Origin of the sequence: Pseudomonas sp. FR229a (assembly GCF_030209115.1) — a bacterium.
Classification (GTDB): domain Bacteria; phylum Pseudomonadota; class Gammaproteobacteria; order Pseudomonadales; family Pseudomonadaceae; genus Aquipseudomonas; species Aquipseudomonas moraviensis_A.
On sequence record NZ_JARVSP010000002.1, the window covers coordinates 261040 to 275431 of the forward strand.

The 14392-nt window shown below is 61.2% G+C and carries 10 protein-coding genes; 4 read left to right on the forward strand and 6 right to left on the reverse strand.

What is annotated here, in order from left to right:
- Window positions 1-66 precede the first annotated feature (66 nt).
- Entirely contained in the window at window positions 67-2451 is a 2385-nt protein-coding gene (locus tag QRN33_RS02550) for a sensor domain-containing diguanylate cyclase (protein WP_285406692.1), read from the forward strand.
- Window positions 2452-2573: 122 nt separating this feature from the next.
- Here QRN33_RS02550 and dacB read toward each other — a convergent pair whose 3' ends face one another.
- Window positions 2574-4034, reverse strand: a complete 1461-nt coding sequence (dacB, locus tag QRN33_RS02555) for a D-alanyl-D-alanine carboxypeptidase/D-alanyl-D-alanine endopeptidase (protein WP_039763007.1) — start codon at window positions 4032-4034, stop codon at window positions 2574-2576.
- Window positions 4035-4268: 234 nt separating this feature from the next.
- Between dacB and QRN33_RS02560 the strand changes: the two genes are divergently transcribed.
- The gene (locus tag QRN33_RS02560) at window positions 4269-4613 is read left to right on the forward strand and encodes a YggL family protein (RefSeq protein WP_016773843.1); all 345 of its coding nucleotides are present in this window, start codon (window positions 4269-4271) and stop codon (window positions 4611-4613) included.
- A 240-nt stretch (window positions 4614-4853) separates the two neighbouring features.
- Here the strand turns inward: QRN33_RS02560 and QRN33_RS02565 are convergent, their stop codons facing one another.
- On the reverse strand, window positions 4854-6044 hold the full coding sequence (locus QRN33_RS02565; RefSeq protein ID WP_285406697.1) for a benzoate/H(+) symporter BenE family transporter: 1191 nt from the start codon (window positions 6042-6044) through the stop codon (window positions 4854-4856).
- A gap of 357 nt (window positions 6045-6401) precedes the next feature.
- Here QRN33_RS02565 and QRN33_RS02570 point away from each other — a divergent pair, with 357 nt between their 5' ends.
- Complete coding sequence (locus QRN33_RS02570; protein WP_039763010.1) at window positions 6402-7166, forward strand: GntR family transcriptional regulator; 765 nt, start codon at window positions 6402-6404, stop codon at window positions 7164-7166.
- A 156-nt stretch (window positions 7167-7322) separates the two neighbouring features.
- Here the strand turns inward: QRN33_RS02570 and guaD are convergent, their stop codons facing one another.
- The 4 genes from guaD to xdhA form a co-directional block, all read right to left on the reverse strand.
- The gene (guaD, locus tag QRN33_RS02575; protein WP_285406701.1) at window positions 7323-8627 is read right to left on the reverse strand and encodes a guanine deaminase; all 1305 of its coding nucleotides are present in this window, start codon (window positions 8625-8627) and stop codon (window positions 7323-7325) included.
- A 13-nt stretch (window positions 8628-8640) separates the two neighbouring features.
- A complete protein-coding gene (gene xdhC / locus QRN33_RS02580; protein ID WP_042608435.1) occupies window positions 8641-9498 on the reverse strand; it encodes a xanthine dehydrogenase accessory protein XdhC in 858 nt (285 codons plus the stop codon).
- A gap of 118 nt (window positions 9499-9616) precedes the next feature.
- Window positions 9617-12016, reverse strand: a complete 2400-nt coding sequence (xdhB, locus tag QRN33_RS02585) for a xanthine dehydrogenase molybdopterin binding subunit (protein WP_285406702.1) — start codon at window positions 12014-12016, stop codon at window positions 9617-9619.
- Complete coding sequence (gene xdhA / locus QRN33_RS02590; RefSeq protein ID WP_285406705.1) at window positions 12009-13463, reverse strand: xanthine dehydrogenase small subunit; 1455 nt, start codon at window positions 13461-13463, stop codon at window positions 12009-12011. Before xdhA ends, xdhB begins: the two co-directional genes overlap by 8 nt.
- Window positions 13464-13731: 268 nt before the next feature.
- Here xdhA and QRN33_RS02595 point away from each other — a divergent pair, with 268 nt between their 5' ends.
- On the forward strand, window positions 13732-14391 hold the full coding sequence (locus QRN33_RS02595; RefSeq protein WP_039763015.1) for a GntR family transcriptional regulator: 660 nt from the start codon (window positions 13732-13734) through the stop codon (window positions 14389-14391).
- Window position 14392: the final 1 nt, after the last annotated feature.

A 14392-nucleotide genomic window follows, 5' to 3' on the forward strand; every position in this document is an offset into this window, starting at 1 on the left:
AATAGCTATAACTCACACACCGCCAATGGGGTTTTTCCCGGGAATCTGGCGTAGTGAGTTGTGCTTATGCCGTTGCACCCCGTGCGCCCGAAAATTCTCGGTTTTATCAGCGAAGACGTCTCAGCCTGGCTGGTCGCTTTGCTGGTATTGCTTGCCGGCGGGATTCTCACCGGGTTGCTTGCCTGGGGCACCCACAATCAGTTCCAGCAACAATCGCGTCAGCGCTTTCAGCTGCTGGCCAACGAACGCTACAGCCGCATCGCCGAACGCTTTCAGGACCAGGAGCAACGTCTCGATGGCCTGCGCCGGTTCTTTACCAACTCCGAATCGGTGTCCCGCGCCGAATTCGACGGTTACTCCCGACCTTTATTACTGCGCACCCAAGCCTATACCTACGCACCGAAAATCAGCGGCGCTGAGCGGGAGGCGTTCGAACAGCGTGTGCGTGACGAAGGCCTGAGCAATTTCACCATCCGCGAGCTGGACGCCAAGGGTGATCTGCAGCTGGCAGCACCACGCGACGCATACGTGCCGGTGCTGTACACACAGACTCAGAGTCGACTGGCGCCGCCGCTGGGCTACGACTTGCTCGCCCAACCCTTGCGCCGTGAAACCCTTGAACGCGCCGACCGTCTCGGCAACCTGGTCGTGTCGCAACCGATGCATCTGGTCGGGATCGAGCCGGCCTATGCGCGTGGGGTGTTGTTGCTGGCGCCGGTCAATCGATCAGGCGAGTCACAGCCATTCGGCTATGTGATGGCGGTGATCAGCATGCGCCAGTTGCTTGCCGACGGTCTGCCCGATGCCCTGCACGATTACCTGTCGGTGCGCATTCTGGATATGTCGACCCCTGATCAACATGAGGAACTGTTCGAATCGACCAACGAGGCGGTGCCCGGCGATCTGGCGGCGACGCGTTTGCTGCGCATGGCCGATCACGACTATCAGGTCGATATCCTGCCAAGCTACGCGTTCATGCAGGCCAACCATTCTTCGGTGGGCAGTGTGATCATTCTGGGCGGCTTGCTCAGCGCGCTGCTCAGTGCCTTGCTATACGTGCTGGTCAGCCAGCGTCAGCGCGCGGTGCGTCTGGTCGAGGTGCGCACCCAGGAATTGCATGAGCGCGAGCAGGAACTGCGCGGCACCCATGGGCAGTTGCGCGGCGTGCTGAATGCCGCCACCCAGGTCGCGATCATCGCCACCGATCTGCGCGGAGTGATCAACACCTTCAACCCCGGCGCTGAACAGATGCTCGGCTACAGCAGCGCCGAAGTGGTCGGACGCATGACCCTGGAAAACCTGCATTTGCCCCGAGAGCTGGCGGCGCGTTCGGCGGAGCTGAGCGCGCGCTACGGCAAAAGCATTCCGACCTGCCACGCGATGCTGGTCGAGGGCGGCGAAGTCGGCGGTCATGAAGCACGCGAATGGACGCTGGTGCGCAGCGATGGCAGTCATCTGCCGGTCAACATGCTCGCCACCCCGGTGCTCGACGAGCAGGGCTTGTGGGTCGGCCATCTGGCAATCTGTATCGACATCACCGAGCGCAAGCGCGTGCACGAAGTGCTGGCAGCACGCGACACGTTGCTGAAGAAGCTCAGCGCCCATGTTCCCGGTGGCATCTACCAATTCAAGATGGAATTCGATGGGCGCTTCAGTGTGATCTACGCCAGCGATGGCATCCGCGAGATCTATGAACTGGAGCCGGATGTCCTGCTGCTCGACTCCGAGGCGATTTTCAGCCGCATCCACCCGCAGGACGCGATTCGCGTGCGCTCATCGATCCGCGAATCGGCGGAGAATCTCAGCCCGTGGCGCGAGGAATACCGCGTGCAACTGCCTGAGCGCGGCCTGCGCTGGGTGCGCGGCGAGGCGACACCGGAGGAGCTACCGGGTGGCGGGGTGCTGTGGCACGGCTACATCTCGGACATTTCCGACCTCAAGCGCGTGGAAGAAGAATTGCGTGCGTTGTCGATCACCGATTCGCTGACCGGCATTCACAACCGCCGCTATTTCCAGGAGCGCCTGACCACGGAAATGGCCCGGGTCGAGCGGGGCGGCGGCGAGTTGTCGGTGATCATGCTCGACATCGACCACTTCAAACGCATCAACGATCATTACGGCCACGCCGTCGGCGACCGGGTGCTGCAAGCGGTGTGCGAGCGCATTGGCCATCGCCTGCGCCGCACCGATGTGTTCTGCCGCTTGGGCGGCGAAGAGTTCATGGTGCTGTGCCCGGACATCGACGGCGAGCACGCGTACATGCTGGCAATGGAATTGTGGGAAGGCCTGCGCAGTACGCCGGTGGACGTGGTTGGCGTGGTCACCGCCAGTTTCGGCATCGCCAGCTGGCGCCCGGGGGAGGGCGCGGATGCGTTGCTGCTGCGTGCGGACTCAGGGGTTTATGCGGCCAAGCAGAATGGCCGGGATCGGGTTGAGCGGGAGATGAGCTGAGTCGTCACATCGATCCCTTGTAGGAGTGAGCCTGCTCGCGATAGCGTCCGTCCAGACACATGTCAGCGTCTGATACACCGCTATCGCGAGCAGGCTCACTCCTACAGGGGTTTCAGCGTCGGTCAGAGGACCGAAGCGGTCTGCGGCAATTTCGGCTGTTTGTACAGATCCAGCAGCACCTGATCGAGCACCGACGAAGCACCGAATGGGGCCTTGTCGTTGAGGATCGCCACCACCGCCCAGGTATTGCCGTTGACGTCACGGCTGAAACCGGCGATTGCGCGCACGGTGTTCAGAGTACCGGTCTTGACGTGGGCTTCGCCGCGCATCGCCGTGGTTTTCAGACGTTTGCGCATGGTGCCGTCGGTACCGGCAATCGGCAGCGAGCTGATGTATTCGGCGGCGTACGGGCTGTGCCAGGCGGCCTGAAGCATATTGGCCATCTCCCGCGCACTGACTCGCTCGGCCCGCGACAGACCAGAGCCGTTCTCCATCACCAGATGCGGCGCGGTGATGCCTTTCTTCGCCAGCCATTGACGGACCACGCGCTGCGCCGCCCGCGCGTCATCACCGTCGGCGTCGTTGCGGAAACGCTGGCCAAGGCTGAGGAACAGCTGCTGAGCCATGGTGTTGTTACTGTATTTATTGATGTCGCGGATGATCTCGGCCAGATCCGGCGAGTAAGCGCGGGCGAGCAACTTGGCGCTGCTCGGCGTCGGCGCCAGACGGTCCTTGCCCTGAATGCTGCCACCCAGCTCCTTCCAGATCGCGCGCACGGCGCCGGCGGTGTAGGTGGCGTGGTCGAGCAGCGACAGGTAGGTCTGCGAGCTGCAACCTTCACCCAACTGGCCGCCAACGGTCACGGTCACGCTGCCATCGGCCTGCGGCACCGGGTTGTAGCGCACGCCGCCGGTGCATTGCTTGGAGGGCAGCGCCTTGACGGTGTTTTCGATACGAATGCTGGCAATCGGCGGCTCCACCGAAATCAACACGCGGCCACCATCATTGCGTGCAACGAAGCGCAGGGCCTTGAGGTTGACCAGCAACGAATCGGGCTTGACCAGGAACGGCTTGTTGTCGTCGTTGCCGTCATCGTTGAATTCCGGCAATTGCGGCTGCACGAAGAAGTTGCGGTCGAGGATCAGGTCGCCGGTGATCTGTGTGACGCCGTTGGCGCGCAGGTCGCGCATCAGCAGCCAGAGTTTCTCCATGTTCAGCTTCGGGTCACCGCCACCCTTGAGGTAGAGATTGCCGTTGAGAATGCCGCCGCTGAGGTCGCCATCGGTGTAGAACTCGGTTTTCCACTGATGGTTGGGGCCGAGCATTTCCAGCGCCGCGTAGGTGGTGACCAGTTTCATCGTCGAGGCCGGGTTGACCGACACATCGGCGTTGAACACGGTCGGCGTGCCCGGACCGTCGAGCGGCACCATCACCAGCGACAGCGCGGTAGGCTGCAGCTTGCTGGCCTTGAGGGCTTTTTCAACGTTCGGGGTGAGGGAAGTGTTGATGGTGGCAGCGGAAACGGGCAGGGCCAAAGGCAGAAGAAGGCCAGCGAGAAACAGTGGACGCAACGATTTGATCATATGCAATAAAACCCTGCTGAAGAGGGGGAAAAAGACGAGGACATGGATGAAAAGGCCCTCAGTGGTCATGAAAGTGTCGGCATTATGCCCCAAGCTGTAACAGCTTGTGCCGTGTCAGGGCCGGCCAAGGGGTTATTTTTTTACAGGCGGTCGGCCGCAGCGGCCAGAGAGTCGGGCAATCGCCGGCTTAAACTGGTAAAGTGCCGGCCGTTATTACTTAAGAGGATTGTTCCAATGGCGACTAACCGTTCCCAGCGTCTGCGCAAAAAACTGTGCGTTGATGAATTTCAAGAGCTGGGTTTCGAACTGAACCTGGACTTCAAAGAAGACTTGTCCGAAGAAGCCATTGACGCTTTCCTCGAAGCATTCATCAAAGAAGCCATGGAAGCCAACGGTCTGGGTTATGTAGGCGGCGACGACTTCGGTCTGGTATGCCTGCAGAAGCGTGGCTCGGTCAACGAAGAGCAGCGCGCTGCCGTTGAAGCCTGGCTGAAAAACCGCTCCGAGCTGACCAAGTACGAAGTCAGCCCGCTGCTGGACGTGTGGTATCCGGAAAAGCCGATCAACGCGGCCAAGTGATACTGAAAAAACGGCGACCTTCGGGTCGCCGTTTTTTTTCGTCTGGGGTTTGGGTGTTCGACTTGGATTCAGTGGTGGATTCACCCCTCACCCCAGCCCTCTCCCGAGGGAGAGGGAGCCGATTTTTGGGCTTTTCAAGATGTGAGTTCGACTCGGTACCTCATGTGGCGCACCTCTTCCACACACCACGGTCAGTTCCCTCTCCCTCCGGGAGAGGGCTAGGGTGAGGGGCTTTTGATCTTAAGCTTTACGCCAATTCAAAATCACCAGCGTCACCACCCCCGCAACAATCCCCCAGAACGCCGAGCCAATGGAAAACAGCGTCAGCCCCGACGCGGTGACCATAAAGGTGATCAGTGCAGCTTCCCGTTCCTTCGCCTCGCTCATGGCGATGCTCAAACCATTGATGATCGAGCCGAACAGCGCCAGTGCGGCAATCGACAGCACCAGTTCTTTCGGCAATGCGGCAAACAGGGCCGCCAATGTGGCGCCGAACACCCCGGCAATCCCGTAGAACACCCCGCACCACACCGCGGCGGTGTAGCGTTTGTTGCGGTCTTCGTGGGCATGCGGGCCAGTGCAGATCGCCGCGCTGATCGCCGCGAGGTTGATGCCGTGGGAGCCGAACGGCGCCAGTAACAACGAGGCGATGCCGGTGGTGGTGATCAGTGGCGAGGCCGGGACGTTATAGCCATCGGCACGCAGCACCGCGATGCCGGGCATGTTCTGCGAGGTCATCGCCACCACGAACAGTGGAATGCCGATGCTGATGGTCGCCGCAAGAGAGAAATGCGGCGTAGTCCAGACTGGCGTCGCCACTTCCAGATGAAAGCCGCTGAAATCCAGCAGCCCCATGAAGCCCGACAGCGCGGTGCCGATCAGCAGCGCAACGAGCACGGCATAACGCGGCGACAGGCGTTTGACCAGCAGATAGGTGAAGAACATCCCCAGCACCAGCCCGGTGCGGTGTTGCGCGGCGACAAAGATTTCGCTGCCGATCTTGAACAGAATCCCGGCGAGCAATGCCGCCGCCAGGGAAGCCGGGATCTTTTTCACCAGCCGTTCGAAGCTGCCGGTCAGGCCGCAAATCGTCACCAGTAACGCGCAGGTAATGTAGGCGCCGATCGCCTCGCCGTAGCTGACACCGCCCAGGCTGGTGATCAGCAACGCCGCGCCGGGGGTCGACCAGGCGATGGTGATCGGAGTGCGATAGCGCAGCGACAGGCCGATCGAGCACACCGCCATGCCGATCGAGATCGCCCAGATCCACGAGGAAATCTGCCCGCTGCTCAGCCCGGCCGCTTGCCCGGCCTGGAACATCAGCACCAGCGAACTGGTGTAGCCGGTCATCATCGCGATGAAACCGGCGACGATGGCGGAAGGCGAAGTATCGGCCAGCGGGCGCAGGCGGGCGTGGGTGGCGTCGGTCATGACGGCGGTGTTCCTTATACCAATGGAGAGGTCCCCTTCGACGCAATCCCCCTGTAGGAGTGAGCCTGCTCGCGATGGCGGTGTGTCAGTCGAATTATCTCTGAATGACACACCGCCATCGCGAGCAGGCTCACTCCTACAGGGGATAGTGCGTAGAAGGCGGATTCTGCGATCAAGCCTAAACTCAAACGTAACCTGCCGTTGCAATACAGCCGATGTCGCAAACAGCCGTACAGTCGTGTTGCCACCATTCATTGTGTACAATCGCGCTGTTTTTTACGCGATACTTGCCAGCGACCTACTGTGCCGTATTACAGTCACGGTCTATTCGCCGCAGTTTTCCCGACTCGAGTGCCCATGAACGAACAGTTGCAACCCCTCAAGAAACAACCGCGAGCAGGCAAAGCCGGCCGCAGCGGGACCCAGGACGATATTGTCTACGCGCATATCTTCGAGGCCATCCTCGAACAGCGTCTGGCGCCCGGCACGAAATTGAGCGAAGAAGCGCTGGGGGAAATCTTCGGGGTCAGCCGCACCATCATTCGCCGCGCGCTGTCGCGTCTGGCCCATGAAGGCGTGGTGCTGTTGCGGCCAAACCGTGGCGCGGTGGTCGCCAGCCCGAGCGTTGAAGAGGCGCGTCAGGTTTTCCTCGCCCGGCGTCTGGTCGAACGCGCCATTACCGAATTGGCCGTGCAACACGCCACCGCCGAGCAGATCGCCGAACTGCGGCAGATGGTCAATGACGAACGCGACAGTTTCTCCCGTGGCGATCGCGGCGCCGGTATTCGTCTGTCGGGCGAATTCCACCTGAAACTGGCGGAAGCGGCGATGAACGCACCGTTGATCAGCTTCCAGCGCAGCCTGGTTTCGCAGACTTCGCTGATCATTGCCCAGTATGAAAGCGGCAACCGTTCGCACTGCTCGTATGACGAACACACTCAACTGATCGACGCGATCGAGAAGCGCGACGGCGAGTTGGCGGTGAACCTGATGATGCATCACATGGATCACATCGACAGCAAGCTCAATCTCGACGAGGAAGGTGCGTCGGATGACCTGCATGCGGTGTTCTCGCATTTGTTGCAGACCAAGAAGCCGGGTCGCTCGAGCGCCAAGCTCTGATCTGAAACCGAGTCGCGGCTTTCGCGAGCAGGCTCGCTCCCACAGGGGAATGCATTTCAAAGGTGGGAGCGAGCCCGCTCGCGAAGACAATCTGACCGCCAACAAAAATCCCCCGGGGCGTCCACCACCGGGGGATTTTTTATGCTTTGAAAAAACTCAGCGCTGATGCACCAACGCCCCCGCCGCATACGTCTGCGCAACCGTGCGGTCATCCCCCAGCGTCATCAACACGAACAACGTTTCGGCAATGTTCTTGGACTGCTTCAAGCGATAGCTGAGCAGCGGCGTGGCGTTGTAATCCAGCACCAGGAAGTCGGCATCCGAGCCCGGCCGCAGATTGCCAATCCTGTCTTCCAGACGCAGCGCCCGCGCGCCACCCAGGGTCGCCAGATACAGCGACTTGAACGGACTCAGCCGTGCGCCCTGCAGTTGCATCACCTTGTAGGCTTCGTTGAGGGTTTGCAGCAGCGAGAAACTGGTGCCGCCGCCGACGTCGGTGCCGAGGCCGACATTGAGCTTGTGCTTTTCGGCCATCGGCAGGTTGAACAGGCCGCTGCCGAGGAACAGGTTCGAGGTCGGGCAGAACGAGATCGCCGAGCCGGTTTCCGCCAGTCGCGCGCATTCGTCGTCACACAGGTGCACGCCATGGGCGAACACCGAGCGCTCGCCGAGCAACTGGTAGTGATCGTAGACGTCGAGGTAGCCCTTGCGCTCCGGGAACAGCTCCTTGACCCATTCGATTTCCTTGAGGTTTTCGCTGATGTGGGTCTGCATGTACATATCCGGATACTCCGTCAGCAGTTGCCCGGCGAGGGTCAGTTGTTCCGGGGTGCTGGTGGGGGCGAAGCGCGGCGTCACTGCGTAATGCAAACGGCCCTTGCCATGCCAGCGCTCGATCAGCGCCTTGCTGTCGACGTAGCTGGATTCGGCAGTGTCGACCAGATAGTCCGGGGCATTGCGGTCCATCATGACCTTGCCGGCGATCATGCGCAGGTCAAGCTTCTCGGCGGCTTCGAAAAACGAATTCACCGATTGCGGATGCACGCTGCCGAACACCAGCGCCGTGGTGGTGCCATTGCGCAGCAGTTCCTTGATGAAAATATCCGCCACTTCGTCGGCGTGGGCCTTGTCGCCAAACTGGCTCTCGCAGGGGAAGGTGTACGTGTTCAGCCAGTCGAGCAGTTGCTCGCCATAGGCGCCGACCATGCCGGTTTGCGGCAGGTGAATGTGCGTGTCGATAAAGCCCGGGGTGATCAGCGCATCCTGATAATGGTTGATCTCGATATCCGTCGGCAGGGTTGGCAGCAGTTCGCTGGCGTGGCCGACGGCGCTGATCTTGCCGTCATCGACCACCAGCAGGCCATCCTCGAAATATTCATAGGAGGCTTCGATGCCGACCTCGGCAGGGTCGGCAATGCTGTGCAGGATGGCGGCGCGGTAGGCTTTGCGAGTCAGAGGCATGAGGGTTCTCTAATCAGTTTGAGGCTTTGAGTTTGGCCGCCTGACTGCGGCGCGAGGCGGGCAGCAGTCGGGCAATCGGTTCGGCGCGGGCACTGTGCTGGCCGAAACTGGCGTTGTAGGTGGCGATGATTTCGCCGGCGATGGAGATGGCGATTTCCACAGGCAATTTGCCTTTGACTTCGCCGATGCCCATCGGGCAACGCATGCGTTGCACCACGCTCGGGTCGAAACCACGATCACGCAGGCGGTGTTCGAATTTGGCGCGCTTGGTTTTCGAACCGATCAGGCCGAACCAGGTGAAATCGTTGCGCTTGAGAATCGCCGCTGTCAGCTCCAGATCGAGCTGATGGTTGTGGGTCATGACGATGCAGTAGCTGCCGGCAGGCAGGTCATCGATTTCATCCACCGGCTCTTCGCTGACGATTTTACGCACGCCGTGGGGGATGTGTTCGGGGAACTCGGCCTCGCGCGAGTCAATCCAGCGCACCCGGCAGGGCAGGCTGGCGAGCAGCGGCACGAGGGCGCGGCCGACGTGGCCGGCGCCGAACACGGCAATCTGCGCCTGCACCTGGCCCATCGGTTCGAACAGCAACACCGTGGCGCCGCCGCAGCATTGACCGAGGCTGGCGCCGAGGCTGAAGCGCTCCAGATGCGTGTCCTGCTTGCCGCTGGCGAGCATCTCGCGGGCGATCTGCATGGCTTTGAATTCCAGATGCCCGCCACCGATGGTGTCAAACAGGCGGTCGGCGCTGACGACCATTTTCGAGCCGGCGTTGCGTGGCGTCGAGCCGAGTTCTTCGATGATCGTCACCAGCACACAGGGCTCGCCCTGGTTCTGCAGGTCGGCGAGGGCGTCGATCCAGTTGTACATATGTCACCCCTACAACATCGTTGTCTGTTCGGGCCTCTTCGCGAGCAGGCTTGCTCCCACATTGGCAATGCATATCCCTGTGGGAGCGAGCCTGCTCGCGAATGGCCGCGCCTCGGTACTAGAGCGGAGCCAGCTCGGTCTCAGCTTCTACAGCCTTTACCGCCTTCAACTGACGCATCTGCTCGCATCCCCACAACACTCGCTCCGGCGTGGCCGGTGCGTCGATTTTCGGCTGATGCTGATAATCACCGAGGCTCGCCACCGCATCCTTGATCGCGCACCACGCGGCGATGCCGAGCATGAACGGCGGTTCACCGACAGCCTTGGAATGGAACACCGTGTCTTCCGGGTTCTTGCGGTTTTCCACCAGTTTCACCCGCAGATCGAGCGGCATGTCCGCCACGGCCGGGATCTTGTAGCTGGCCGGGCCGTTGGTCATCAGCTTGCCCTTGTTGTTCCAGACCAGCTCTTCCATGGTCAGCCAGCCCATGCCTTGAATGAAGCCACCCTCGACCTGACCGATATCGATCGACGGGTTCAGCGAGGCGCCGACGTCATGCAGGATGTCGGTGCGCAGCATCTTGTATTCGCCGGTCAGGGTGTCGACGATCACTTCGCAGCAGGCTGCGCCGAAAGCGAAGTAATAGAACGGACGGCCACGTGCCTGACTGCGGTCGTAGTAGATTTTCGGCGTCTTGTAGAACCCGGTGCTCGACAGCGAGACCTGATTGAAATACGCCTGCTGGATCAGCGCTTCGAACGTCAGGATCTGCTCGCGCACACGCACGTGGCCGTTGCGGAATTCGACGTCTTCTTCGCTGACCTTGTAGTGCCGCGCGGCGAACTCGACCAAGCGTTGCTTGATGGTCTGCGCTGCGTTCTGCGCAGCTTTGCCGTTCAGGTCGGCTCCGCTGGAGGCAGCGGTCGGCGAAGTGTTCGGCACCTTGTCGGTGTTGGTCGCGGTGATCTGCACACGGTCGATTTCCACCTGGAACACTTCCGCCACGACCTGGGCGACTTTTGTATTCAGGCCCTGGCCCATTTCCGTGCCGCCATGATTCAGGTGGATGCTGCCGTCGGTGTAAATGTGGATCAGCGCACCGGCCTGATTGAGGAAACTCGCCGTGAAGGAAATCCCGAATTTCACCGGAGTCAGCGCCAGGCCTTTCTTCAGGATCGGGCTGTTGGCGTTGTAGCGACGGATCGCTTCGCGCCGCTCGGCGTACTGGCTGCTTTCTTCCAGTTCGGCGGTCATCTCTTCGAGCATGTTGTGCTCGACGGTCTGGTAGTAGTGGGTGACATTGCGCTCGGTCTTGCCGTAATAGTTGGCCTTGCGCACCGCCAGCGGGTCGAGCTTCAAGTGACGGGCAATCGCGTCCATCACTTCCTCGATGGCGACCATGCCCTGCGGGCCACCGAAACCGCGATAAGCAGTGTTCGACGCGGTGTTGGTCTTGCAACGGTGACCGTTGATGGTGGCATCGCCGAGGTAGTACGAGTTGTCCGAGTGGAACATCGCCCGGTCAACGATCGACGCGGACAGATCCGGCGAGCAGCCGCAGTTGCCGGCCAGCTCCATATTGATCCCGTGCAGACGGCCGCTGCTGTCGAAACCAACGTCGTACTCGACGTAGAACGGGTGACGTTTGCCGGTCATCAGCATGTCTTCGACCCGTGGCAGACGCATTTTGGTCGGCTGGCCGGTGAGGTGCGCCACCACTGCGCACAGGCAGGCCGGGCTCGCGGCCTGGGTTTCCTTGCCGCCGAAACCACCGCCCATGCGGCGCATGTCGACGACAATTTTGTTCATCGACACGTCGAGCACTTCGGCGACCAGTTTCTGTACTTCGGTGGGGTTCTGCGTCGAGCAATAGACGATCATGCCGCCGTCTTCGGTGGGCATGACTGAGGAGATTTGCGTCTCCAGGTAGAAGTGTTCCTGGCCGCCGATGTGCAACGTGCCTTGAATGCGATGCTCTGCGGTGGCCAGCGCCGAGGCCGAATCGCCGCGCTGGTGGGTGTGGCTGTCGAGCACGAAGTGACGTTTGCGCAGGGCTTCGACGACATCCAGCACCGGTTCGAGATCTTCGTATTCGATGATCGCCGCCATCGCCGCTTTGCGTGCGGTTTCCAGGTCTCTCGCCGCGACCGCCAGCACCGGCTGGCCGACGAACTGCACATCATCGATGGCCAGCAACGGATCGCCCGGCATCAGCGGGCCGATGTCTTTCAGGCCCGGCACGTCTTCGTGGGTAATGACGATGCGCACGCCTTCGAAGGCGTAGCAGGGCTGCGTGTCGATGCTGAGGATTTTCGCGTGGGCGCGGTCCGACAGGCGTGCATACAGGTGCAACTGGTTGGGGAATTCCAGGCGATCATCGATGTACTGCGCTTCACCGGACACATGCTTGGCGGCGCTGTCGTGCTTGACGCTGCGGCCGACACCGGTGGTCAGGTCCTGGGCGAACAATTCGGCCAGCTCAGCCTGGGTCTTCTCTACGGCGTGATGGTTAGACATAAGCGGTCACCCGAGTCTCGATGTGCGGTGTTTGCAGTTCGATGAAGTATTTGCGCAGCAGATTCTGCGCGCTGAGCAGGCGATATTCCTTGCTGGCGCGGAAGTCCGAGAGCGGTGTGAAATCTTCGGCCAGCGCGGCGCAGGCACGCTCGATCACCGCGTTGGTGAACGGCGCGCCTTGCAGCACGGCTTCGCAATGCGCGGCGCGTTTGGGGGTCGCCGCCATGCCGCCGAAGGCCACGCGCGCGTCGGCGATCACCCCGTTTTCCACGCGCAGGTTGAACGCGGCGCAGACGGCGGAGATATCGTCGTCGAGACGCTTCGACACTTTATAGGCGCGGAACAACTGCTCGGCGCTGGCGCGCGGGACGATGATTTTTTCGATGAATTCGCTTTCCTGGCGCGCGGTGACGCGGTAGTCGATGAAGTAATCTTCCAGGTTCAAGGTGCGGCGGGTTTCGCCTTTGCACAGCACGATCTGCGCGCCGAGGGCAATCAGCAGCGGTGGCGAGTCACCGATCGGCGAGGCGTTGCCGATGTTGCCGCCGAGGGTGCCCTGGTTGCGGATCTGCAACGAGGCGAAGCGGTGCAGCAGTTCGCCAAAGTCCGGATACTCGGCGTTCAACGCTTCGTAGCAGTCGGAGAGGGCAGTGGCGGCGCCGATTTCGATGCGGTCGGCGAAGGTCTCGATGCGCTTCATTTCGGCGACGTTGCCGACGTAGATCATCACCGGCAGGGTGCGGTGGAACTGGGTGACTTCCAGCGCCAGATCGGTGCCGCCAGCGAGCAGCCGGGCTTGTGGGTAAGCATCATAGAGATCGGCCAGATCGGCCACGGTCAGCGGCACCAGGCAACGCTTGTCGCCGCTGTTGAGTTCTCCGATATCGGTCGGCGCGATGGACTTGAGGCGGGCGATGGTTTCGGCTTCGCGGGCGTCGAACTGATCCGCTGGTTTGGCGCAGCAGGATTGTTCGGCGGCGGCGAGGATTGGCCGGTAGCCGGTGCAGCGGCAGAGGTTGCCGGCCAGTGCTTCGTGGGCCTTGGCCTGGTCCGGTGCATCGCTGTTCTTTTGCAGGGCGAACAGCGACATGACGAAGCCGGGAGTGCAGAAACCGCACTGCGAGCCGTGGCACTCGATCATGGCTTTCTGCACGCTGTGTAGCTCGCCCTTGTGCTTGAGGTCTTCGACGCTGATCAGTTGTTTGCCGTGCAAGGACGAGACGAAAGTCAGGCACGAATTGAGGCTGCGATAGCGGATGTGTTCACGCCCCGTGTCATCGGTCTGCAACTCGCCAACCACCACGGTGCAGGCGCCGCAGTCGCCGCTGGCGCAACCTTCTTTGGTGCCGGGCTTGCCCACGTGTTCGCGCAGGTAGTTGAGCACAGTCAGATTCGGGTCCAGGGCGTGCTCGCTACGGAGTTCCTGGTTAAGTAAAAACTGGATCACGGAAGGCCTCGCAGACTCATTATTGTTGTTAACCGACGTGGACCGAATTTAGCAGGTCTGACTTTTCGGTCAATGGTTTTCTGACTTAAAGGTCAGGAAAATCCGTTTCGTCGATCACCAGCGTGTCTATTCAGTATTGACCTTCATCGGTCACCGCGCTTTTTTGCGGGATTCGTGCCAAAAACCGCTGAGTGGGCACTCCGCCATGACCGTGCATTTGCGCTACACTGCGCCGCTTGTGCAGATCGATAGAGTTTGAAGGACAACCATGACGTTCAAGGCGCCGGACAGCCTCGCCGAGCAAATCGCTCACCACCTCGCCGAACGCATCATTCGTGGCGAAATGAAGCCGGGAGAGCGCATCCAGGAACAGAAGGTCACGCTGGCGCTCAACGTCAGCCGCGGTTCGGTCCGCGAAGCCTTGCTGATCCTCGAGCGCCGTCACCTGATCGCGATCCTGCCGCGTCGTGGCGCCCACGTTACCGAGCTGACGCCGCACAAGGTGCAGAGCCTGTGCACGCTGATGAGCGAGCTGTACATCCTGCTCGGCAATTCCGTGGCCAACGGCTGGCAAGTGCAGTCGGACATGGCGCCGTTCGTACAGATCCAGCAGCGCCTGACCGCCAATTACGAGCGCGGCGATATCCGCAGCTTCGTCGACGACAGCTTCGCGGTGATGCGCGCCGCCTATCCGTTTGCCAACAATCCGTATCTGCAGGAAACCGTCGAGAACCTCCAGCCGGCGATGAGCCGCGCCTACTTTCTCGCCCTCGAACAGCGCAAAGCGGAAATGAGCGAGTTCCTCGAGCTGTTCGAACGCTTGCTCGCTGCCGTGCTCGCCCGAGATTTGCCGCAGATCCGCATCGTGCTCACGGCGTACGCCCAGCGCAGCTGCGATCTGGTGGTGTCTGCGCTGACGGTTGCCTGAG